Raw genomic sequence first — 21,916 nt, 5'->3', positions numbered from 1 at the left:
GTGAGTGGAATCATTACTATTTTAGGTTTAGGAGCTGGTGAATTAGATCAGCTAACGATGGGTGTATATCGAAAAATAAAAGAAGCAGACCATCTGTTTGTTAGAACGAAAGAACATCCAGTTATAGAAGAATTGGAGAAAGAAGGCGTACAATATACGTCTTTTGATGCTGTATATGAAGCACATGATACGTTTGAAATTGTATATGAAACAATTGCGAATAAATTGCTAGAACAAGCTGAAGGTACAGAAATTATCTATGCTGTTCCCGGGCATCCACTTGTAGCAGAAAGAACAGTTCAGCTACTGTTGGAAAAAGGAGAAGTTTCAAATGTTGAAGTGCGAATTGAGGGTGGACAAAGTTTCCTTGATCCTATGTTTGCAAGTCTAAAGATTGATCCGATTGAAGGATTCCAATTACTTGATGCTACATCATTTGAAAGAGGGCAATTAGAACTGCGTCAACATTTAATCTTTTGCCAAGTATATGATGCATTCGTTGCATCTGATGTGAAATTAACATTAATGGAGATGTTACCAGATGATTATGAAGTGTATATCGTAACAGCTGCAGGAACTTCATTTGAACAAGTAAAGAAGGTACCGTTGTACATGTTAGATCATGAAACGGAATTGAATAATTTAACGAGTGTGTACGTGCCGCCAGTTCAGGAGCGTGCGTCCTTGTATCAACAGTTTGATGTTCTTAGAGAAATTATTGCGGAACTTCGTGGTCCAAATGGTTGTCCGTGGGATAAAAAGCAAACACATCAATCATTAAAGAAATATTTAATTGAGGAAGCTTATGAAGTGTTGGAAGCAATCGATGAAGAGGATGATGATCACTTAGTAGAAGAATTAGGTGATATATTATTACAAGTTATGCTTCATGCTCAAATCGGAGAAGATGAAGGTTGGTTCTCTATAGATGATATCATTCGAACTCTATCTGAGAAAATGGTTCGTCGCCATCCGCATGTGTTTGGAAATACGGATGTAAACAGCGCTGATGAAGTGATTGCAAATTGGGAAGAAATTAAAAAACAAGAAAAAGGATTCGTGAAAGAATCTGTTTTAAATGGTGTTCCCAAAAGTTTGCCGCAGTTACTACGCGCCTATGAAATTCAGAAGAAAGCTGGTAAGGTTGGATTTGATTGGGTTGATGTGCAACCGATGATAGAGAAAGCTTTGGAAGAATGGCAAGAGTTCCAACAAGAGGTTACAAATATGGATGAGAAAAAGATGCTGGGTGAGTTTGGTGATTTACTATTTGCATTTGTTAATATAGCTCGTCATTACAAAATAGATCCAGAAGAGGCGTTACGTTCAACTAATGAGAAATTTACTGGTCGTTTTTTATACATGGAGGCAAAAGTAGCTGAAATGAATAAAGAGATGAAAGATTTATCATTAGAACAGTTAGATGTTTTATGGGAAGAAGCGAAACAGACAGAGCGTTAATAGGGGGATTTGATATGCGTCTAGATAAGTTTTTAAAAGTATCACGTTTAATTAAAAGAAGAACATTAGCGAAAGAAGTAGCTGATCAAGGAAGAATATCTATTAATGGTCAAGTGGCAAAAGCAAGTTCTGATGTGAAAGTAGCTGACGAATTAACAATTCGTTTTGGTCAAAAAATAGTGACTGTGAAAATAAATGAATTAAAAGAAACAACTAAAAAAGAAGATGCAGCAAATATGTATAGCTTAGTTCGTGAAGAAAAAGTAAAAGCGGAAGAAGGCTTGTTCTAAAATCATTTATCCCCTCATACATTACTATTAGCTAGTAAAAACCTATGGGGGGATTTACGTGAATAATGGTTACTCACCTACGTCTTCTAATCAACAAAATGTTTCTGTAGAGCATGACATTATTATGCGTGGCAGGCGTATAATTGATATTACCGGTGTGAAGCAGGTAGAGAGTTTTGATAGCGAAGAGTTTTTACTAGAGACCGTAATGGGTTTTTTAACAATTCGTGGTCAAAATTTACAAATGAAAAATTTAGATGTGGAAAAAGGTATTGTGTCGATTAAAGGGAAAGTTAATGAGATGCTGTATATTGATGAAAATCAAGGGGAAAAAACTAAAGGTTTCTTTAGTAAGTTGTTTAAATGAGCTTAACAATTCAGTTGTATACAATGCTTTCAATGATTGGAATGGGTGCTTGGATTGGAGCGTCTTTAGATACATATCAACGTTTTTTAAAGCGCCAAGAACGTAAACGTTGGCTTGTATTTATACATGATATATTATTTTGGATTGTCCAAGCATTATCCGTCTTTTATGTATTGCTTCTCGTAAATGAAGCTGAGCTACGTATATATGTGTTTTTGGCATTATTATGTGGTTTTGCGGCATATCAAAGCTTACTGAAGGCACTATACATGAAGCTGTTAAATTTTCTCATCTATATTTTTATGCAAACAACATATTTTTTTGTTCGAATTATACAGCTACTCATGATAAAACCTGTTATTATTATAGCGCAGCTATTTATTGCATTTATATTATTCTTATTTCGTATACTGCTTTCAATTGGACATGTGTTATGGAAAATGGTGATTTGGATATTACTTTTCATATGGAAAGTTTTTTTCTGGCCTGTTCGATTTATTGCTTCGCTCATATGGAAACTTCTCCCTAATCGTGTTAAACTTTTTATAGTGAAACATATAGGGTTCCTGCAATATATAGCAAAATTGAAGGGACATATCTTCCAACTATGGGAGCATATAAAAAAGAAGTTAGGGGGACCTCGGAAATGAGGGAACTGAGACAAAGAACAATCGAAAAACAGAGTCCAAATCCTGTTAAAGAGCATATAATACAAACGGATGAGAACAGGAAGCGACTTTATCGCCGTTTAGCGGTTTTTCTTGTCTTTACTTTTACAATTATTGCGAGTATTGGTGTAACGTTTTATCAACAAAACAGTTCCATTAAAGCAAAAGAAGCAAAAGTTAAGGACATGAAAAAAGAACTGGATTCATTAACGAATAAAGAAAAAAGTCTAAAAGACGAAGTTCAAAAGTTAAATGATGAAGAGTACGTATTAAAGATTGCTAGAAGGGATTATTTCTTCTCTGGTAAAGGGGAGATAATTTTTCCTGTTTCTAAGTAGAGTATGTCTTATTGACACTATATTTTAGGATTATATATAATAAAGTAAAATTTGACTTTTTAACCACTAAGGAGGAGCATTTTTTTTATGTCAATCGAGGTAGGCAGCAAGTTACAGGGTAAAGTAACAGGTATTACAAATTTTGGGGCTTTTGTGGAGCTGCCAGAGGGCTTAACGGGTCTTGTTCATATTAGTGAAGTTGCTGATAACTATGTAAAAGATATTAACGATCACTTAAAAGTGGGCGACCAAGTAGAAGTAAAAGTTATTAATGTTGAAAAAGATGGAAAGATTGGTTTATCTATCAAAAAAGCGAAAGAACGTGAAAAAACAGAAGGAGATCGTCCACGCGGTGAATACCAACGCGGTGGTGATCAACAACGTTCTGGACGTCCACAACGTAATAATCGCTCTTTCAACAGAGATAATCGCGGTGGCGGTAACGACCGAGCTCCGAAAGAAACATTTGAGCAAAAGATGGCACGCTTCTTAAAAGATAGCGAAGATCGTTTAACTTCTTTAAAGCGTAACACAGAGTCTAAACGTGGTGGCCGTGGCGCGCGTCGCGGATAATAAGGACGTTTAGTTTTTAACATATAGAGAGGTACCCAGAGTGATGGCTCAGGGTGCTTTTTTATATGTTAAAAATATTTTTAAAAAAGTTTTTGAGATGTGTTGACTTTAATTAGTATCTGATGTAAGATACTAATTGTCCGTTAAATAAGACGACATGGCGGTGTAGCTCAGCTGGCTAGAGCGTACGGTTCATACCCGTGAGGTCGGGGGTTCGATCCCCTCCGCCGCTATATTTAATTTAACGGCCCGTTGGTCAAGTGGTTAAGACACCGCCCTTTCACGGCGGTAACACGGGTTCGAATCCCGTACGGGTCATCTAAAAAGATCATGCAAATTTGCATGATCTTTTTTTGTTAAATAAATTAAGATATACAACACTTCTACAAAATCACCCTATATTTTCTGAATATTTAATTAAAATCTCAAAAATAACTTACATACCGTGTATATCTGTAGAGTTATTTCGAATAAAAAGTCGAACGATTATAAAAGTGAAAACTGTTGTTTTGACAAAAAAACCAACAATCATCTTTTATAATGACAGTAATTAAACTATGCAGGTGGTGTTAAAAATATGCCTAAAGCAGGAAGGAATACTATGAATACAAGTGCATTGGCAATGAATGAGAGTCAGCTTGGAGGAATAAAGTGGACGAGTAAGTTGCGAATGAAATTTGAGCAAGTTTTCTTTAGATGGGGATTTATTATTGTTGTTATTGGTTTTCTTTTGGGACGAGCATATATATTAACAAATATTTTACCGTTTGCACTGCCATTTTTTGCTGCTGTTTATGTTATGAAGCGGGATAAGATGCCGCTAGCATTTTTAGCTCTAATGGGAGGAGCTCTTTCGGTATCGATAGATAATTTGTTTTTTACCTTTGCATCTATCTTTACCTTCTTCATTTATAATATCTTCTTTAGTCGATTTACACGTAAAACTGTTGGACTTGTTCCATTTCAAGTATTTATCTCCGCATTAACCGCACACTTAGTTGTTGTATATTTTGCGCAACAAACTGTCACCATGTACGATTTACTCGTTAGTACCATTGAGGCTGGGCTTAGTTTCGTATTAACTATGATATTTTTACAAAGCGTCCCGCTTTTAGTGGAAAGGAAAGGAAAACAACAGGCATTAGAGACGGAAGAAATTGTTTGTTTGATTATATTACTAGCATCTGTTTTAACGGGTACAACAGATTGGTTTGTATATGATGCTTCTATTCAACATATTTTTACAAGGTATTTAGTGCTAGTATTTGCATTTATTGCAGGTGCTGCCACAGGATCCACAGTAGGGGTTGTAACAGGACTAATATTAAGTTTAGCAAATGTGTCTAGCTTGTCTCAGCTTAGCCTTCTTGCTTTCTCTGGATTGCTTGGTGGATTGTTAAAAGAAGGGAAGCGTTTAGGTGTTAGTTTAGGTTTGTTAATTGGGACAAGCTTAATTACATTATATGTGGACAAACAGACAAATATTGTAACAACTTTAATTGAGTCAGGTGTAGCGATTGTTATCTTCTTATTAACACCGAAGCTTGTTTTGGATCGTATTGCTAAATTTATGCCAGGTACACAAGAGCATTCGCAAGATCAACAACAATATTTAAGAAGGATGCGTGATGTTACAGCAAATAAAATCAACCAATTTGCAAATGTATTTGCTGCTTTATCTAATAGCTTTTCTGTATATGGGTATGTAGAGGAAGAAGATAAAGAGACAGAAGCAGATTTGTTTTTGAGTACAATTACTGCGAAAACATGTCAAACATGCTTTAAAAAGGATCAATGCTGGGTAGTGAATTTTGATAAAACGTACGATTATATGAAACAAATAATGAATGAAACGGAAGAAGGAACCCTGCAACATAATCGTAAATTAGTTCGTGAGTGGGACAAGCATTGTGTGAGAGGGAAAAAAGTGACGGATTTAGTAGCGGGTGAATTAGATCACTTCTATGAGGGACAAAAATTACGAAAACAAATGAAGGAAAATCGTAGAATAGTAGCGGAGCAACTATTAGGTGTATCAAAGGTTATGGAGGATTTTGCTAAGGAGATACAACGAGAGCGTGAAAATCATCAAGTGCAGGAAGAACAGATTATGCAAGCATTCCGTGATTTTGGTGTCGAAGTAGAGCATGTTGATATTTATTGTTTAGATAGAGGAAGTATTGATATTGAAATGTTAATTCCAGTTGCATCTAATGAACATGGTGAATGTGAAAAGTTAGTTGCACCGATGCTTTCGGATATCCTTAAAGAAAATATTGTCGTTAAACATGAAGAAAAGTCTTCTTATCCAAATGGCCATAGTTTAATATCATTTGGTTCGGCGAAGACGTATTCTCTTGATACAGGATTGGCTACAGCTGCAAAAGGCGGTGGATTTGTTTCGGGTGACTCTTATGCGATGATGGATTTAAGTGTTGGTAAATATGCACTTGCAATTAGTGATGGTATGGGGAATGGGCAAAGGGCTCATATGGAAAGTAAGGAAACGGTGAAATTATTACAAAAAATACTCCAATCGGGCATTGATGAAGAAATAGCAATTAAGTCTATCAATTCAATTCTTTCTTTGAGAACGACAGAAGAGATGTTTACGACGTTAGATTTAGCTATGGTAGATTTGCGGGATGCGAGTGCAAGGTTTTTAAAGATTGGATCGACGCCGAGTTTTGTTAAACGCGCAAATAATATTTTGAAAATTGAAGCAAGTAATTTGCCGATGGGAATCATTGAAGATGTTGAAGTTGATGTGGTGGGTGAACAATTAAAAACGGGCGATATTCTTATTATGATGAGCGATGGGATTTTTGAGGGAGCACAGCATGTGGAGAATCATGAATTGTGGATGAAACGAAAAATTAAAGAATTGCAAACCGAAGACCCGCAAGAAATTGCTGATATCATTATGGAAGAAGTGATTCGCTCTTGTGATGGTTATATAAATGATGATATGACTATTGTAGTGGCAAAAGTGAAGAAAAATATGCCGAAGTGGGCTACGATTCCGATTGTAGGAATGCAGGCGCAGTAAAATGTAAGTGGAATGTTTATCTATAATTTGATTTTAAAAACCTAGGTGAATACCTAGGTTTTTTTGTGGAAAAAGGTAATGTTATTAATTTTGTGAATATACACGGAGGATGTAAGATAAAAATGTAATTTTTGTATATCTTTTTTTTGCACAATGTTTGTAAAAGTTGTACCATTGTAGACAAGGCAACTAACGTTGCTGTTCTTGTTTAATGAAAGGTGATTACGAAGTTGAAAGATACATTTGTTGAAAAAGTAGATGACTTTGTAAAGCAGCATGATGTATTAAAAAATGATTCAACAATTGTTGTGGGAGTTTCTGGTGGTCCTGACTCGTTAGCGCTTTTATATTATTTATTAGAAAAAAGAGCGGAAAAACAGTTGGAAATTGTAGTAGCTCATGTGGATCATATGTTTAGAGGTGATGAATCTCATGAGGATTTACGGTTTGTGCAGGGCCTCTGTGAAGAACTGGGAATTATTTGTGAAACGATAAGGATTAATGTATCACAATATCAACAGCAATACGGAATGAATGCACAGGTTGCTGCTAGAGAATGCAGATATGCATTTTTGGAAAGAATAATGAAGAAATATGATGCAAGATATGTTGCTCTTGGACATCATGGAGATGATCAAGTCGAGACAATTTTAATGCGTCTTGTAAGAGGGAGTACTCCGAAAGGATATGCAGGAATTGCAGTGAAGCGTCCTTTTCATAATGGGTATTTAATTAGGCCGTTACTTGGGGTAACGAAGGAAGAAATTGTTGATTACTGTAATAAGCTAAATTTAATGCCACGTATAGATCCGAGTAATAAAAAGGAAGTATATACAAGGAATCGATTACGTAAATATGTCCTTCCTCATTTGAAAGAAGAAAATCCACAAGTGCATGAGAAATTCCAAAAATTTAGCGTGCAGATGCAAGAGGATGAGGCTTATTTGCAGGAATTAGCTTTTGAGAAAATGAATAAAGTAATTACAAAAAAAAGTGATAAACAAATTAGCTTATCAATTCCTGCCTTTGAATCCATGTCTATGCCTTTACAAAGAAGAGGGATTCAACTAATATTAAACTATCTTTATGAATATAAGATTCCATCTTCTCTTTCTTCCATACATATTGACAAGGTGATTGAGTTTTTTAAGCGGACACAACCTTCAGGTTCACTTGATTTTCCAGGTGATTTGAAAATTGTTCGTACATACGAGGAGTGTAGCTTTAGATTTAAACAAGAAATTGTTTCTCCTTTTTTACAAGATTTATCAGTACCCGGGACCATTACGCTATTGAACGGGGATGAATTTGTAACAGAGGTGAGCGAAGATATACCAAGTAACATGAATGAAACAGTATTTGTTGCTAAGTATAATGATATATCATATCCACTTCGTATTCGTTCTAGGGAAAATGGAGATCGCATGTCAATACAAGGTATGAATGGCACGAAAAAGATAAAAGCTATTTTTATCGAAGCAAAAGTACCGAAAGAAAAAAGAGAAGAATGGCCGGTCGTTTGTGATGCAAGTGGGACCATTATTTGGGTACCCTTGTTGAAGCGATCTGCATTTGCAATTTCGAAAGAGATGGCAAAGAAGGATAAATATATGATTATTCACTACAAAAGCAAGGAGTCTTCCGGGAGGATAATGAAATGATGAATCAAGATATCGAAAAAGTATTAATTTCTGAAGAGCAAATACAAGAAAAGGTGCGCGAACTAGGTGCAATTGTTGCAGAGGATTATAAAAACACAGTACCTCTTGCAATTGGTGTATTAAAAGGCGCAATGCCATTCATGGCAGATTTATTAAAGAGAACAGATACATATCTTGAAATGGATTTTATGGCTGTATCTAGTTACGGTCACTCTACAGTTTCAACAGGCGAAGTGAAAATTTTAAAAGATCTTGATACTTCTGTAGAAGGTCGCGATATTTTAATCGTCGAAGATATTATTGATAGTGGTCTTACACTAAGCTACTTAGTAGACTTATTCAAATATCGTAAAGCGAAGTCTGTAAAAATTGTTACATTATTAGATAAGCCAACAGGCCGTAAGGTTGATCTGAAAGCGGATTATGTTGGATTTACTGTTCCACATGAATTTGTAGTAGGATATGGATTAGATTATAAAGAGCAGTACCGTAATCTTCCTTATGTAGGCGTATTAAAACCAAGCGTTTACTCAAATTAATTAAATATAGGCTTCACAATTGTATAGGAAAGTTTTTCTATGTTACGATTTACTATAGTGTTTATGCCGTGAGAGGAGGTTAGGAATGAATCGTATCTTCCGTAATACCATCTTTTATTTACTGATATTCTTAGTAGTAATTGGAATCGTGAGCTATTTTAATGGTTCGACACAAAAAACGACATCAGTTAGCTACGACAAATTCATTACTAAACTAGAAAGCGGTGAAGTGCGTAATGTGCAACTTCAACCGAAAAATGGTGTATTTGAGGTAAAAGGACAATTTAATAACTCTAGCCAAGGAGAACAATTTGTTACTTATGCACCAAATACTGAGGAATTACAAAAGAAAATTAATGATAAAGCGAAAGGTGCCGAAGTTAAGTATCAACCAGCAGAAGAAACAAGTGCCTGGGTAACATTCTTTACTTCAATCATTCCATTTGTCATCATCTTCATTTTATTCTTCTTCTTATTAAACCAAGCTCAAGGCGGCGGTAGCCGTGTTATGAACTTCGGGAAAAGTAAGGCGAAGTTATATAATGATGAAAAGAAAAAAGTTCGTTTCAGAGATGTTGCTGGTGCGGATGAAGAGAAACAAGAACTTGTTGAGGTAGTTGAATTCTTGAAAGACCCTCGTAAGTTCTCTGAAGTTGGTGCTCGTATTCCAAAGGGTGTCCTATTAGTTGGACCTCCAGGTACAGGTAAAACTTTATTAGCACGTGCTGTTGCAGGTGAGGCTGGCGTTCCATTCTTCTCTATCAGTGGTTCTGACTTCGTAGAGATGTTTGTGGGTGTCGGTGCATCACGTGTACGTGATTTATTTGAAAATGCAAAGAAAAATGCTCCTTGTATCATTTTCATTGATGAAATTGATGCAGTAGGGCGTCAACGTGGCGCAGGTCTTGGTGGTGGCCATGATGAGCGTGAGCAAACGTTGAACCAATTACTTGTTGAAATGGATGGATTCGGTGCAAACGAAGGTATTATTATCATCGCTGCGACAAACCGTCCTGATATTCTTGATCCAGCATTATTACGTCCAGGTCGTTTTGACCGTCAAATTACAGTAGATCGTCCAGATGTAAATGGCCGTGAAGCTGTACTGAAGGTGCATGCTCGTAATAAACCGCTTGATGAAAATATCAACTTAAGAGCAATTGCAACTCGTACGCCAGGATTCTCTGGTGCTGATCTTGAAAACTTATTAAACGAAGCTGCTTTAGTAGCTGCGCGTCAAGATAAGAAGAAAATTGATATGAGTGACATTGATGAAGCAACGGATCGCGTTATTGCAGGTCCGGCTAAGAAAAGTCGTGTTATCTCTGAAAAAGAACGTAATATCGTTGCTTTCCATGAAGCGGGTCATACTGTAATTGGTGTTGTTCTTGATGAAGCTGATGTCGTTCATAAAGTAACAATTGTCCCTCGTGGTCAAGCTGGTGGATATGCAGTAATGCTTCCGAAAGAAGATCGTTACTTCATGACAAAGCCAGAGTTACTTGATAAAATCACTGGTTTACTTGGTGGTCGAGTAGCTGAGGAGATTGTATTTGGTGAAGTGAGTACAGGTGCTCACAACGACTTCCAACGTGCGACGGGCATTGCAAGACGTATGGTTACAGAATTCGGTATGAGTGATAAGCTTGGACCAATGCAATTTGGTAGTTCGCAAGGTGGTCAAGTGTTCTTAGGAAGAGACTTCCATTCAGAGCAAAACTACAGTGATGCAATTGCACACGATATCGATGTAGAAATGCAAACGATTATGAAAGAATGTTATGCTCGTGCAAAAGACATTCTTACTGAAAATCGTGATAAGCTAGATCTTATTGCAAAAACGTTACTTGAAGTAGAAACGTTAGATGCTGAGCAAATCAATCATTTATGTGATTACGGCAGATTGCCAGAACGTCCAACATCTTCAGATGATGTGAAAGTAAACATCAACATGAAGAAAGACGATGAAGATAAAGAAGATAAGTAAGAAACGAAGGAGTGACTATCGTCACTCCTTTTTTGTTTGTTAAAACCTTTGTTAATTACTATTGAGAACTTAGTGGATAAAGTAATTTAAGTAAAACTAGTATTAAAAATTGAAATAGAGAGCAATCTTTTTGTAAAATGATGAGGATAGGAAAGCTGATTATATAAGTATGTGTGATATGATGTTTTTATAAGTTTTATACATACTGCACAAATATAGATTAAATAAGATAAGTGGTGAGAATATGATTTTTGTATTGGATGTAGGGAACACAAATGCTGTACTAGGTGTGTTTGAAGAGGGGGAACTTCGTCAGCATTGGCGCATGGAAACAGATCGTCATAAGACAGAAGATGAATATGGAATGCTTGTAAAGCAATTGCTTGAGCATGAAGGTCTTTCGTTTGAAGATGTGAAAGGTATTATTGTGTCTTCAGTCGTACCACCAATTATGTTTGCTTTAGAGCGCATGTGTGAAAAATATTTTAAAATTAAACCGCTTGTAGTAGGGCCTGGGATAAAAACAGGGCTAAATATTAAATATGAAAATCCGCGTGAAGTAGGCGCAGACCGAATTGTAAATGCAGTAGCAGGAATCCACTTATATGGAAGTCCGCTTATTATTGTTGATTTTGGTACGGCTACTACATATTGTTATATTAACGAAGAAAAGCATTATATGGGTGGAGTTATTACGCCAGGAATTATGATTTCAGCAGAGGCTTTATATAGCAGAGCAGCAAAACTTCCTCGTATCGAAATTACAAAACCAAGCAGTGTAGTTGGGAAAAATACAGTAAGTGCGATGCAATCGGGTATTCTTTATGGTTATGTTGGACAAGTGGAAGGTATTGTTAAGCGTATGAAAGAAGAAGCTAGACAAGAACCTAAAGTTATTGCAACAGGTGGATTAGCAAAATTAATTTCCGAAGAATCGAATGTAATTGATATTGTAGATCCATTTTTAACGTTAAAAGGTTTATACATGTTATATGAACGTAATGCAAATTTACAGCATGAGAAAGGTGAATAAATACGTATGAAAGATTATTTAGTAAAAGCGTTAGCGTTTGATGGAGAAGTGCGTGCGTATAGTGTACGTACAACAAATACAGTAAGTGAGGCGCAAAGACGTCATGATACATGGAGAACAGCTTCAGCGGCACTAGGGCGTTCTTTAACTGCGGGTACAATGATGGGCGCAATGTTAAAAGGTGAGCAAAAGTTAACGATTAAGGTAGAAGGTAACGGTCCGATTGGTCCTATCTTAGTAGATGCTCATGCAAATGGAGATGTACGTGGTTATGTAACGAATCCGCATGTTGATTTTGAAGGAACAGAACAAGGGAAGTTACGTGTATATCAAGCGGTAGGTACAGAGGGGTTTGTAACTGTAATTAAAGATATTGGAATGCGTGAGCCGTTTATTGGTCAATCTCCAATCGTTTCAGGAGAATTAGGAGAAGACTTTACGTATTATTTTGCAGTTTCTGAACAAACGCCTTCTTCTGTAGGTGTTGGTGTTCTTGTAAATGGAGATGATAGCATATTAGCGGCAGGTGGATTCATCCTTCAAATTATGCCGGGTGCGCAAGATGAAACGATTTCATTTATTGAAGACCGTTTACAAAAGATTCCACCTGTATCAACGTTGATTGAACAAGGACTTTCTCCGGAAGAGCTACTATATGCAGTTCTTGGAGAAGATAAAGTAAAAGTATTAGAAACAATGGATGTTCAATTTAATTGCACATGCTCACGCGAGCGTATTGAGAGTGTATTAATTAGTTTAGGTAAAACAGAGTTAGAGCAAGTTCGTGAAGAAGAGGAAGAGACAGAAGTTCACTGTCATTTCTGTAATGAACGATACAAGTTCTCTAAAGAAGATATTACAAATTTAATCGAGAATTTGTAATAAGGGAATTAAGAGGAGCAATCCTCCAAATGAATTGACAAACAGGGAATTTTCTGACAAAATCTAAATATAGATAAAACCAATAAAAATACTCGGTGTTAGGAGTGACAGGAATGCGAGTGGCACAATCAGTTTCAGAATTAATCGGGAAAACGCCGATCGTTAAGTTGAACCGCATCGTAGAATCAGACAGCGCAGATATATACTTAAAATTAGAATTTATGAATCCGGGGAGTAGCGTTAAAGATCGTATCGCATTAGCTATGATTGAAGATGCTGAAAAAAATGGATTATTAAAAGAGGGCGATACAATCATTGAGCCGACAAGTGGTAACACAGGAATTGGTTTAGCGATGGTAGCGGCTGCTAAAGGATATAATGCAATCTTAGTAATGCCAGAAACAATGAGTATTGAGCGTCGTAATTTATTACGTGCTTACGGTGCGGAATTAGTATTGACTCCAGGGCCTGAAGGAATGGGTGGAGCAATTCGTAAAGCGACTGAATTAGCAAAAGAGCATGGCTACTTTATACCACAACAGTTCAAAAACCAATCGAATCCAGAAATTCACCGTTTAACAACAGGTCCAGAAATTATTGAACAAATGGGTGACCAATTAGATGCGTTTATTGCAGGTATTGGTACAGGTGGAACGATTACTGGTGCTGGTGAAGTACTGAAGGAAGCGTATAAAGATATTAAAATTTATGCAGTAGAACCTGCAGATTCACCAGTATTATCTGGTGGGAAACCAGGTCCACATAAAATCCAAGGAATTGGGGCGGGATTTGTTCCGGAGACGTTGGATGTAGAAGTATATGATGAAATTATTCAAGTGAAAACAGAGCAAGCATTTGAATATGCGAGAAGAGTGGCTAAAGAGGAAGGTATTTTAGTTGGTATCTCTTCAGGCGCAGTTATTTATGCAGCAACAGAAGTTGCGAAAAAGTTAGGTAAAGGGAAAAAGGTACTTGTTATTATCCCGAGTAACGGTGAACGTTATTTAAGTACACCACTTTATCAATTTGAATCATAATTAAACGCGATTGAAAAAGCATCCTTGAAAAAGGGTGCTTTTTCTTTTGGGATTGGAAATAGGAAAAGAGTGAATGACTAGAAAACTTCATGTAAAATAAGAGGTAGTATAATTAAATTATTTTCACTAGCCTTCGAGTATAATCAATCTCTATATAAATAACTTATGTAGTTTGAGCTGGTTAATCTAAGAGGGTGGGATAAAAGAAGACGGGGTGTTGATATGCAACGAAGAAAATCTTTAGCGCTTTCTATTCCATATCAGTTAGATTTCTTTAAGCAATATAAATTTCTTTCTCAGGGTAAATCGCAACATATTTTGTTAGAAAGCGGCCGTGGCGGTCGTTATAACATTGTAGGGCTGAACCCAGTAGCGGTAATCCGAGGGAAGGATGAAACGTTACATATAAGTGAAAGTGGTAAGGAAACAATAAAACGAGGGAATCCGTTAGATTTAATGCAAGAATATATGGAACAATGGAAGACGGACTATAACCCAGAGTATCCGCCTTTTCAAGGTGGTGCAATTGGCTATTTCAGTTATGACTGTATCCGTTATATTGAAAAGCTGCCTTCTCTTGCGGAAGATGATATTAATATACCTGACATCTTCTTTTTATTATTTGATGACGTATTTGTCTATGATCAAAAAGAACAAGTGTTATGGGTTATTACGCATTATGTAGATAAATATGAAGAGGCAAAAGAACGGCTAAATGAGTGGAAGAGTCTTTGGATGACAGAAGCGCCTGAAGTGACTGTGCCCTTTGAAAGTCCTGAAAAGAAAAGTGAAGCAGTTGCTTTTACTGAAGCCGGCTTTATGAAGGCAGTTGAATGTATTCAAGAATATATTGGGGCGGGTGATGTGTTCCAAGTAAACTTGTCGACGAGACAAGAAAGAACGTTACAGACACACCCACTAGAAATTTATACAAGTCTTCGTGAAATTAATCCATCTCCATATATGGGTTACCTGGAGCTTGGGGATTTTCAAATTGTTAGTGGATCGCCAGAGTTGTTAATTAAGAAACAAGGAACTGAAGTAAGTACAAGACCAATTGCTGGAACGAGATCTAGAGGCGCGGATGAGCAAGAGGATGAAGAATTAGCAAGAGAATTAATTGAGAACGAAAAAGAAAGAGCAGAGCATGTAATGCTTGTGGATTTAGAAAGAAATGATTTAGGACGTGTTTGTAAATATGGCACTGTAGAAGTAGATGAATTTATGGTAATTGAGAAATACTCACATGTTATGCATATTGTTTCTAATGTGCGTGGTGAGGTGGAAGAAGATAAAGATGCTTTTGATTTAGTGAAGGCTGTATTCCCTGGGGGAACAATTACTGGTGCCCCGAAAATACGTACGATGGAAATTATTGAGGAATTAGAACCTGTTCGAAGAGGGATTTATACAGGTTCAATCGGTTGGATTGGTTATTCTGGAGATACAGAATTGAATATTGTAATTAGAACGCTTCTTGCTAAAGATGGAAAAGCTCATGTACAAGCAGGGGCGGGAATTGTAATTGATTCAAATCCAGAAAATGAATATAAAGAGTCGTTAAAAAAGGCGATTGCTTTATGGCGTGCAAAAGAACGTAGCGAAGAAACGGTTAGGTGAGAGAAATGATATTAATGATTGATAATTATGATTCTTTTACATTTAATTTAGTGCAGTTTCTTGGAGAACTTGGACAAGAGCTCGTTGTTAAACGTAACGATGAAGTGACCATTTCAGATATTGAGAATATGAAACCAGATTTTCTAATGATTTCTCCAGGTCCATGTAGTCCTAATGAAGCGGGGATTAGTATGGAAGTTATTAAATACTTTGCTGGAAAGATTCCGATTTTTGGAGTTTGTCTAGGGCATCAATCCATTGCACAAGTGTTTGGTGGAGAGGTTGTCCGTGCAGAACGATTAATGCATGGGAAAACGTCGCTTATGCATCATGATGGAAAGACGATTTTTTCGGATATTCCTAATCCGTTTACTGCGACGCGCTATCATTCCCTTATTGTTAAGAAAGAGACGTTACCCGATTGCTTAGAGGTAACATCTTGGACAGAGGAAGGAGAAATTATGGCACTTCGTCATAAGACATTGCCGATAGAGGGTGTGCAATTCCATCCGGAATCTATTATGACTTCTCATGGGAAAGAGTTGTTACAGAATTTCATTTGTAAATACAGTCCAAGTGCAACGTTATGTTAATTTACGTAAATGGTCAGTATGTAGAAGCAAGTGAAGCGAAAATTTCTCCTTATGATCATGGTTATTTATATGGTCTTGGAGTTTTTGAAACGTTTCGTATTTATAATGGTCATCCTTTCTTATTGGATGATCATTATGACCGTTTAATAGAAGCGCTGGATACATTGCAAATTAAATGGACAATGACAAAAAATGACGTGATGCTTATTTTGAAAGATTTACTCGTTAAGAATGAATTGAAGCATGCATATGTACGTTTTAATGTATCAGCGGGTATAGATGAAATAGGATTACAAACGGAAATGTATGAAGAGCCTTCGGTTATTGTTTTTATAAAACCTTTAACAGCTCCAGGAGATGTAGTGGAAAAAGAAGGTGTTATTCTAAAACAAGTGCGAAATACACCGGAAGGAACATTTCGTCTGAAGTCTCATCATTATTTAAATAATATTTTAGGGAAGCGTGAAATTGGAAATGTTGTGAGTAAGGAAGGTATTTTTCTTACTGAAGCAGGTTATGTTGCAGAGGGTATTGTTTCCAATCTATTTTTTGTGAAAGGTGATGTTTTATATACACCTTCGTTAGAGACAGGGATTTTAAATGGTATCACTCGTGCGTTTATTATAAAGAGTGCTGAAGAATTAAATATAGAAGTAAAGGAAGGTTTCTTTACAAAAGATGAGCTACTTTCAGCGGATGAAGTCTTCGTAACAAACTCCATTCAAGAAATTGTTCCGCTTTATCGTATAGAAGCGCAGGATTTCCCGGGTAAAGTAGGAGTGGTTACAAAAAGTTTAATGTACCTTTATGGAATGCAAAGAGAGAAATTATGGAGCAGAAATGAATTACGAAGAGGAGATGTGTAGTTTGAAGTGGGATTATGATTTACGCTGCGGCGAATATACATTGAATTTAAATGAAAAGACATTAATTATGGGGATTTTAAATGTAACACCAGATTCGTTTTCTGATGGTGGGAGTTACAACGAGGTAGATGCTGCGGTACGTCACGCAAAAGAAATGCAAGGTGAAGGTGCTCATATTATTGATATTGGTGGCGAATCTACTCGCCCGGGTTTTGCTAAAGTATCAGTAGAAGAAGAAATAAAGCGAGTTGTCCCGATGATTCAAGCAGTTTCAAAAGAAGTAAAATTGCCTATATCTATCGATACATATAAAGCTGAAGTTGCAAAGCAAGCAATTGAGGCTGGTGCTCATATTATTAATGATATTTGGGGAGCGAAGGCGGAGCCGAAAATTGCTGAAGTCGGAGCTCATTACGATGTACCCATCATTTTAATGCATAACCGCGATAACATGAATTATCGTAATTTAATGGCGGATATGATTGCTGATTTGTATGACAGTATTAAAATTGCTAAAAATGCTGGTGTGCGAGATGAGAATATTATTTTAGATCCAGGTATCGGTTTTGCTAAAACACCTGAGCAGAACTTAGAGGCGATGCGTAATTTAGAACAGTTAAATGTGCTAGGTTATCCGGTTCTCTTAGGTACTTCGAGAAAGTCCTTTATTGGGCACGTATTAGATTTGCCAGTAGAGGAACGCCTTGAGGGAACGGGAGCTACTGTTTGTCTTGGTATTGAAAAGGGCTGTGAGTTTGTTCGTGTCCATGATGTGAAAGAAATGGCGCGTATGGCTAAAATGATGGATGCGATGATTGGTAAGGGGGTAAGGTAATTGGATAAAATTTATATCCATGATATGGAGTTTTATGGTTATCATGGCGTGTTCCCAGAGGAGAATAAATTAGGTCAGAGATTTAAAGTTGACTTAACGGTGGAGTTGGATTTAAAGCGTGCAGGGGAAAGTGATGACTTAGAGCATTCGGTCAATTATGGCGAGCTTTTCGAATTATGTAGAAAAGTTGTTGAGGATAGAAAGTATAAGCTTGTGGAGAGTATCGCTGAAAATATTGCTGCAGATATATTAAAACAATATGAAAGTATTTCGCGCTGTACAATTAAGGTAATTAAGCCGGATCCACCGATACCGGGTCATTATCGTGCTGTAGCAGTAGAAATTACGAGAGAACGTCCATGAACAATATAGCTTACATTGCATTAGGGTCAAATATTGGAGAGCGTTATACGTATCTAACCGAAGCGATTCAGTTTTTAAATAAAAATCCTTATATTCAGGTTGATGATATTTCATCTGTATATGAAACTGAGCCAGTTGGCTATACTGACCAAAGTTGCTTTTTAAATTTAGTTATAAAAATTTCTACCAATTTATCACCACAAGAATTATTGAAAGTAACACAAAAAGTAGAAAATGACCTAGGAAGAAAAAGGGAAATTAGGTGGGGGCCGAGGACTATCGACCTTGACATTTTACTTTATAATCAAGAGAATATTGAAGCAGAGAATCTTATTGTTCCGCATCCGCGGATGTTTGAAAGAGCTTTTGTTATCGTTCCGTTGTTAGAAATTAATCAAGACATAAAACAAAACATTTCATGTTCACAAGTAGAAGAAATGAAAAGGCGAGAGGGAGTAACGGTATGGAAGCAGAAAAATGGGGAAGACGCATTCGTGCTTTTCGAAAGCTAAAAGGTTACACACAAGAAGGTTTTGCTAAAGCACTAGGGGTATCTGTATCTGTTTTAGGTGAGGTTGAGAGAGGGAATAGATCGCCTTCTCAAGATTTTGTAGTAGAAGTTGCTAAGGCATTAAATGTTTCGATAGAGGAATTAATGCCAAAGTGATTGTACAGGAAGGAGTAGATTGATTGTTAAAGATTGCAAATATCGAGATGAAAAATCCGGTTGTACTAGCACCGATGGCGGGAGTGTGTAACTCTGCATTCCGTTTAACAGTAAAAGAATTTGGTGCCGGATTGGTTTGTGCTGAAATGGTAAGTGATAAGGCAATATTACTTAATAATAAAAGAACATTAGATATGTTATATATCGACGAGAGAGAAAAGCCATTAAGTTTACAAATTTTTGGTGGAGAGAAAGAAACTCTTGTAGATGCTGCGAAATATGTAGATAAATATACGACAGCAGACATAATTGATATTAATATGGGTTGTCCAGTGCCGAAAATCGTTAAATGTGATGCTGGAGCAAGGTGGCTTTTAGACCCGAATAAAATATATGAAATAGTAGCAGCGGTTGTAGATGCTGTTGAAAAGCCGGTTACAGTTAAAATGCGTATCGGTTGGGATGAAGAACATATTTTCGCAATAGAAAATGCTAGGGCTGTTGAGCGTGCTGGTGGCCAAGCTGTGGCGGTTCACGGACGTACACGAGTGCAAATGTATGAAGGAAAAGCGGATTGGGATATTATTAAACAAGTAAAACAATCTGTAAATATCCCGGTTATCGGAAATGGTGATGTCGCAACGCCGCAAGATGCAAAGCGTATGCTTGATGAAATCGGTGTAGATGGTGTTATGATTGGGCGTGCTGCTCTTGGAGATCCGTGGATGATTTATCGTACGGTAAAGTATTTGGAGACAGGTGAATTAATGCCGGAACCAACAGTGCGCGAGAAAATTGATGTATGTATGTTGCATCTAGATCGTCTTATCGACTTAAAGAATGAAAGTGTCGCTGTAAGAGAGATGAGAAAACATGCAGCTTGGTATTTAAAAGGTGTTCGTGGTAATGCGAGTGTACGTAATGGTATTAATGCTTGTAACACACGGGAAGACCTTGCGAATGTGTTAGGTACATTTGTAGAAGAAGTGGAAGCGAAACAACAAACAATTTACGTTGGTTAATAATGGACATAGGAGATTGACATTCTTCTATACACTTCCTATAATTACGTGAAAGAAAGAAGAGCTGCCAGTTAGTTGCTGGCAGTTTTTCTAGTTGAGTAGAAAATGCTATACTGTATATATTGTAAAATTAAATAGAGCTGGAGTGATATCAATATCATGGATAACATGAACCACGAAGAATTAAACGACCAATTGATTGTTCGTCGTGAAAAGCTACATAATTTACGTGAACAAGGAATTGACCCGTTCGGTAAAAGATTTGAACGTACAAATTCAACAACTGACTTAGTGAGTCTATATGGAGAGTTCTCTAAAGAGGAATTAGAGGAGAAGGAAATCGCTGTTTCTATCGCTGGTCGTATTATGACAAAACGCGGAAAAGGGAAAGCTGGATTTGCACATGTTCAAGATTTACATGGACAAGTTCAAATTTATGTTCGTAAAGATGCTGTTGGAGATGACGAGTACGAATTATTTAAAACAGCAGATTTAGGTGATTTAGTAGGTATTGAAGGTAAAGTGTTCAAAACAAACGTTGGAGAACTTTCAGTAAAAGCAACAGGCTTTACGCTATTAACGAAATCTCTTCGTCCATTACCAGATAAATACCATGGATTAAAAGATGTTGAACAACGCTACCGTCAACGTTACTTAGACTTAATTACAAGTATGGAAAGTCGTGAAACGTTCGTTACTCGTAGTAAAATTATTCGTGAGATGAGAAGATACCTAGATGACAACGGTTATCTTGAAGTGGAAACACCTATGATGCATGCAATTGCAGGTGGAGCTTCTGCGCGTCCTTTCACTACACACCATAATGCGTTAGATATGGAATTATATATGCGTATCGCAATTGAGCTACATTTAAAGCGTCTTATTGTGGGTGGTTTAGAAAAAGTATATGAGATCGGCCGTGTATTCCGTAATGAGGGTGTATCAACTCGTCATAACCCTGAGTTTACGATGATTGAATTATATGAAGCATACGCTGATTATAAAGATATTATGAAGTTAACAGAAGATATGGTTGCTCATATCGCGAAAAAAGTACTGGGTACAACAACAATCCAGTATGGTGATTATGAAATTAATCTAGAACCAGAATGGACACGTCTTCATATGGTAGATGCGATTAAGCAATACTCTGGAGCTGATTTCTGGAATCCGATGAGTATAGAAGAAGCGCGTGAACTTGCAAAAGAACATAATGTAGAAATTAAAGATACAATGGAAGTTGGTCATATTATAAATGAATTCTTCGAACAAAAGGTAGAAGATAAATTAATCCAACCAACATTTATTTACGGTCATCCGGTAGAAATCTCGCCGCTTGCGAAAAAGAATGATGAAGATCCAAGATTTACAGATCGTTTCGAATTATTTATCGTTGCGCGTGAACATGCAAATGCATTCACTGAGTTAAATGATCCAATCGATCAAAAAGAACGTTTTGAAGCGCAATTAAAAGAGCGCGAACAAGGTAATGACGAAGCTCACATGATGGATGACGATTATATTGAAGCTCTTGAGTACGGTATGCCTCCTACGGGTGGATTAGGAATCGGTATTGATCGTCTAGTTATGTTATTAACAAATGCACCATCTATTCGTGATGTATTATTATTCCCTGCTATGCGCCATAAACAAGACTAAGCTTTGGAGATTTCTCCAAAGCTTTTTTTATTTGAGCATGAGTTGCGTGGGTATAGTAAATCTTGATAGTGCGAGAAATTATATTTATATAGAAGAAATGTGCTGTTTTTATACTTTTTTACTAAGTTAAAAATTTTATTAGAAAAACTATTGCATTTTAATAATCAAACTGGTATATTTATATTCGTTGCCACGAAAGGTAACAAACAAAACAAACGAAAAACAACTTATTTAAAAAAGTTGTTGACGAAAATATAACGAAATGTTATATTGATAAAGTCGCTTCTGAGCGACAAAGTAGTTCTTTGAAAACTGAACGAAACAAACAACGTGAAACGTCAATTTTTATTTTAGATGCTAGACAAACTAACTTTATTGGAGAGTTTGATCCTGGCTCAGGATGAAC

22 protein-coding genes and 2 tRNA genes are annotated in these 21,916 nt (G+C 36.7%); all 24 read left to right on the top strand.

Features of this window, described 5'->3' with window-relative positions:
* The 24 genes from mazG (at position 1) to lysS (ending at position 21,510) form a co-directional block, all read left to right on the top strand.
* Positions 1 to 1,461 carry a nucleoside triphosphate pyrophosphohydrolase gene (gene mazG / locus ACTFR8_RS29615; protein ID WP_000014241.1) on the top strand — a complete coding sequence of 487 codons (1,461 nt, stop codon included), beginning with the start codon at positions 1 to 3 and terminating at the stop codon, positions 1,459 to 1,461.
* Positions 1,462 to 1,475: 14 nt separating this feature from the next.
* Complete coding sequence (locus ACTFR8_RS29610; RefSeq protein ID WP_001234876.1) at positions 1,476 to 1,751, top strand: RNA-binding S4 domain-containing protein; 276 nt, start codon at positions 1,476 to 1,478, stop codon at positions 1,749 to 1,751.
* A 58-nt stretch (positions 1,752 to 1,809) separates the two neighbouring features.
* Positions 1,810 to 2,118, top strand: coding sequence for a sporulation protein YabP (yabP, locus tag ACTFR8_RS29605; RefSeq protein ID WP_001059104.1), 309 nt, complete (start codon positions 1,810 to 1,812; stop codon positions 2,116 to 2,118).
* The gene (yabQ, locus tag ACTFR8_RS29600; protein ID WP_000059777.1) at positions 2,115 to 2,768 is read left to right on the top strand and encodes a spore cortex biosynthesis protein YabQ; all 654 of its coding nucleotides are present in this window, start codon (positions 2,115 to 2,117) and stop codon (positions 2,766 to 2,768) included. The genes yabP and yabQ overlap by 4 nt, the downstream gene beginning before the upstream one ends.
* The gene (divIC, locus tag ACTFR8_RS29595; RefSeq protein ID WP_001208738.1) at positions 2,765 to 3,124 is read left to right on the top strand and encodes a cell division protein DivIC; all 360 of its coding nucleotides are present in this window, start codon (positions 2,765 to 2,767) and stop codon (positions 3,122 to 3,124) included. The genes yabQ and divIC overlap by 4 nt, the downstream gene beginning before the upstream one ends.
* An 87-nt stretch (positions 3,125 to 3,211) precedes the next feature.
* A complete protein-coding gene (locus ACTFR8_RS29590; protein WP_000021451.1) occupies positions 3,212 to 3,697 on the top strand; it encodes a S1 domain-containing RNA-binding protein in 486 nt (161 codons plus the stop codon).
* 159 nt (positions 3,698 to 3,856) lie between these two features.
* Positions 3,857 to 3,930 (top strand) — tRNA-Met (locus ACTFR8_RS29585).
* 13 nt (positions 3,931 to 3,943) lie between these two features.
* Positions 3,944 to 4,015: transfer RNA gene (locus ACTFR8_RS29580), tRNA-Glu, on the top strand.
* 259 nt (positions 4,016 to 4,274) lie between these two features.
* Positions 4,275 to 6,746 carry a stage II sporulation protein E gene (gene spoIIE / locus ACTFR8_RS29575; RefSeq protein ID WP_001123552.1) on the top strand — a complete coding sequence of 824 codons (2,472 nt, stop codon included), beginning with the start codon at positions 4,275 to 4,277 and terminating at the stop codon, positions 6,744 to 6,746.
* Between the two features lie 230 nt (positions 6,747 to 6,976).
* Positions 6,977 to 8,407: a tRNA lysidine(34) synthetase TilS gene (gene tilS, locus ACTFR8_RS29570; protein ID WP_000655458.1), complete on the top strand. Its 1,431-nt coding sequence runs from the start codon at positions 6,977 to 6,979 to the stop codon at positions 8,405 to 8,407.
* Positions 8,404 to 8,946, top strand: a complete 543-nt coding sequence (gene hpt, locus ACTFR8_RS29565) for a hypoxanthine phosphoribosyltransferase (RefSeq protein ID WP_000981844.1) — start codon at positions 8,404 to 8,406, stop codon at positions 8,944 to 8,946. The genes tilS and hpt overlap by 4 nt, the downstream gene beginning before the upstream one ends.
* Before the next feature lie 85 nt (positions 8,947 to 9,031).
* Positions 9,032 to 10,933, top strand: coding sequence for an ATP-dependent zinc metalloprotease FtsH (ftsH, locus tag ACTFR8_RS29560; RefSeq protein ID WP_001079672.1), 1,902 nt, complete (start codon positions 9,032 to 9,034; stop codon positions 10,931 to 10,933).
* 244 nt (positions 10,934 to 11,177) lie between these two features.
* The gene (locus ACTFR8_RS29555) at positions 11,178 to 11,966 is read left to right on the top strand and encodes a type III pantothenate kinase (RefSeq protein ID WP_000578368.1); all 789 of its coding nucleotides are present in this window, start codon (positions 11,178 to 11,180) and stop codon (positions 11,964 to 11,966) included.
* 6 nt (positions 11,967 to 11,972) lie between these two features.
* Positions 11,973 to 12,848 carry a redox-regulated molecular chaperone HslO gene (hslO, locus tag ACTFR8_RS29550; RefSeq protein ID WP_000656372.1) on the top strand — a complete coding sequence of 292 codons (876 nt, stop codon included), beginning with the start codon at positions 11,973 to 11,975 and terminating at the stop codon, positions 12,846 to 12,848.
* Positions 12,849 to 12,961: 113 nt separating this feature from the next.
* Positions 12,962 to 13,885 (top strand): cysteine synthase A, encoded by a 924-nt coding sequence (cysK, locus tag ACTFR8_RS29545; RefSeq protein WP_001261719.1) that lies wholly within the window; start codon positions 12,962 to 12,964, stop codon positions 13,883 to 13,885.
* 222 nt (positions 13,886 to 14,107) lie between these two features.
* Complete coding sequence (gene pabB / locus ACTFR8_RS29540; protein ID WP_001189719.1) at positions 14,108 to 15,505, top strand: aminodeoxychorismate synthase component I; 1,398 nt, start codon at positions 14,108 to 14,110, stop codon at positions 15,503 to 15,505.
* A 5-nt stretch (positions 15,506 to 15,510) separates the two neighbouring features.
* Positions 15,511 to 16,098 carry an aminodeoxychorismate/anthranilate synthase component II gene (gene pabA / locus ACTFR8_RS29535; RefSeq protein ID WP_000602296.1) on the top strand — a complete coding sequence of 196 codons (588 nt, stop codon included), beginning with the start codon at positions 15,511 to 15,513 and terminating at the stop codon, positions 16,096 to 16,098.
* A complete protein-coding gene (gene pabC, locus ACTFR8_RS29530) occupies positions 16,092 to 16,964 on the top strand; it encodes an aminodeoxychorismate lyase (RefSeq protein ID WP_044585061.1) in 873 nt (290 codons plus the stop codon). The genes pabA and pabC overlap by 7 nt, the downstream gene beginning before the upstream one ends.
* The gene (gene folP / locus ACTFR8_RS29525; protein WP_144608499.1) at positions 16,939 to 17,799 is read left to right on the top strand and encodes a dihydropteroate synthase; all 861 of its coding nucleotides are present in this window, start codon (positions 16,939 to 16,941) and stop codon (positions 17,797 to 17,799) included. The genes pabC and folP overlap by 26 nt, the downstream gene beginning before the upstream one ends.
* A complete protein-coding gene (folB, locus tag ACTFR8_RS29520) occupies positions 17,800 to 18,162 on the top strand; it encodes a dihydroneopterin aldolase (protein WP_000358062.1) in 363 nt (120 codons plus the stop codon).
* Positions 18,159 to 18,674 carry a 2-amino-4-hydroxy-6-hydroxymethyldihydropteridine diphosphokinase gene (folK, locus tag ACTFR8_RS29515; protein WP_001059447.1) on the top strand — a complete coding sequence of 172 codons (516 nt, stop codon included), beginning with the start codon at positions 18,159 to 18,161 and terminating at the stop codon, positions 18,672 to 18,674. The genes folB and folK overlap by 4 nt, the downstream gene beginning before the upstream one ends.
* Positions 18,626 to 18,829, top strand: a complete 204-nt coding sequence (locus tag ACTFR8_RS29510) for a helix-turn-helix domain-containing protein (protein WP_000387024.1) — start codon at positions 18,626 to 18,628, stop codon at positions 18,827 to 18,829. Before folK ends, ACTFR8_RS29510 begins: the two co-directional genes overlap by 49 nt.
* A gap of 23 nt (positions 18,830 to 18,852) precedes the next feature.
* On the top strand, positions 18,853 to 19,851 hold the full coding sequence (gene dusB, locus ACTFR8_RS29505; RefSeq protein ID WP_100619396.1) for a tRNA dihydrouridine synthase DusB: 999 nt from the start codon (positions 18,853 to 18,855) through the stop codon (positions 19,849 to 19,851).
* Between the two features lie 159 nt (positions 19,852 to 20,010).
* A complete protein-coding gene (gene lysS, locus ACTFR8_RS29500; RefSeq protein WP_000369667.1) occupies positions 20,011 to 21,510 on the top strand; it encodes a lysine--tRNA ligase in 1,500 nt (499 codons plus the stop codon).
* Positions 21,511 to 21,916: the final 406 nt, after the last annotated feature.

Source organism: Bacillus cereus group sp. MYBK15-3 (assembly GCF_051916765.1).
Classification (GTDB): domain Bacteria; phylum Bacillota; class Bacilli; order Bacillales; family Bacillaceae_G; genus Bacillus_A; species Bacillus_A cereus.
Note: the sequence above shows the minus strand (reverse complement) of the source record. Positions and strands in the feature narration are given on the sequence as shown.

Excerpts from the sequence above, each read along its gene's own strand:
- pabB (WP_001189719.1), top strand. The coding sequence starts at position 14,108 with ATGCAACGAAGAAAATCTTTAGCGCTTTCTATTCCATATCAGTTAGAT.
- yabQ (WP_000059777.1), top strand. The coding sequence starts at position 2,115 with ATGAGCTTAACAATTCAGTTGTATACAATGCTTTCAATGATTGGAATG.
- hslO (WP_000656372.1), top strand. The coding sequence starts at position 11,973 with ATGAAAGATTATTTAGTAAAAGCGTTAGCGTTTGATGGAGAAGTGCGT.
- pabC (WP_044585061.1), top strand. The coding sequence starts at position 16,092 with ATGTTAATTTACGTAAATGGTCAGTATGTAGAAGCAAGTGAAGCGAAA.
- ftsH (WP_001079672.1), top strand. The coding sequence starts at position 9,032 with ATGAATCGTATCTTCCGTAATACCATCTTTTATTTACTGATATTCTTA.
- divIC (WP_001208738.1), top strand. The coding sequence starts at position 2,765 with ATGAGGGAACTGAGACAAAGAACAATCGAAAAACAGAGTCCAAATCCT.
- pabA (WP_000602296.1), top strand. The coding sequence starts at position 15,511 with ATGATATTAATGATTGATAATTATGATTCTTTTACATTTAATTTAGTG.
- hpt (WP_000981844.1), top strand. The coding sequence starts at position 8,404 with ATGATGAATCAAGATATCGAAAAAGTATTAATTTCTGAAGAGCAAATA.
- spoIIE (WP_001123552.1), top strand. The coding sequence starts at position 4,275 with ATGCCTAAAGCAGGAAGGAATACTATGAATACAAGTGCATTGGCAATG.
- cysK (WP_001261719.1), top strand. The coding sequence starts at position 12,962 with ATGCGAGTGGCACAATCAGTTTCAGAATTAATCGGGAAAACGCCGATC.
- ACTFR8_RS29610 (WP_001234876.1), top strand. The coding sequence starts at position 1,476 with ATGCGTCTAGATAAGTTTTTAAAAGTATCACGTTTAATTAAAAGAAGA.
- lysS (WP_000369667.1), top strand. The coding sequence starts at position 20,011 with ATGGATAACATGAACCACGAAGAATTAAACGACCAATTGATTGTTCGT.
- ACTFR8_RS29510 (WP_000387024.1), top strand. The coding sequence starts at position 18,626 with ATGGAAGCAGAAAAATGGGGAAGACGCATTCGTGCTTTTCGAAAGCTA.
- folK (WP_001059447.1), top strand. The coding sequence starts at position 18,159 with ATGAACAATATAGCTTACATTGCATTAGGGTCAAATATTGGAGAGCGT.
- ACTFR8_RS29555 (WP_000578368.1), top strand. The coding sequence starts at position 11,178 with ATGATTTTTGTATTGGATGTAGGGAACACAAATGCTGTACTAGGTGTG.
- ACTFR8_RS29590 (WP_000021451.1), top strand. The coding sequence starts at position 3,212 with ATGTCAATCGAGGTAGGCAGCAAGTTACAGGGTAAAGTAACAGGTATT.
- folP (WP_144608499.1), top strand. The coding sequence starts at position 16,939 with ATGAATTACGAAGAGGAGATGTGTAGTTTGAAGTGGGATTATGATTTA.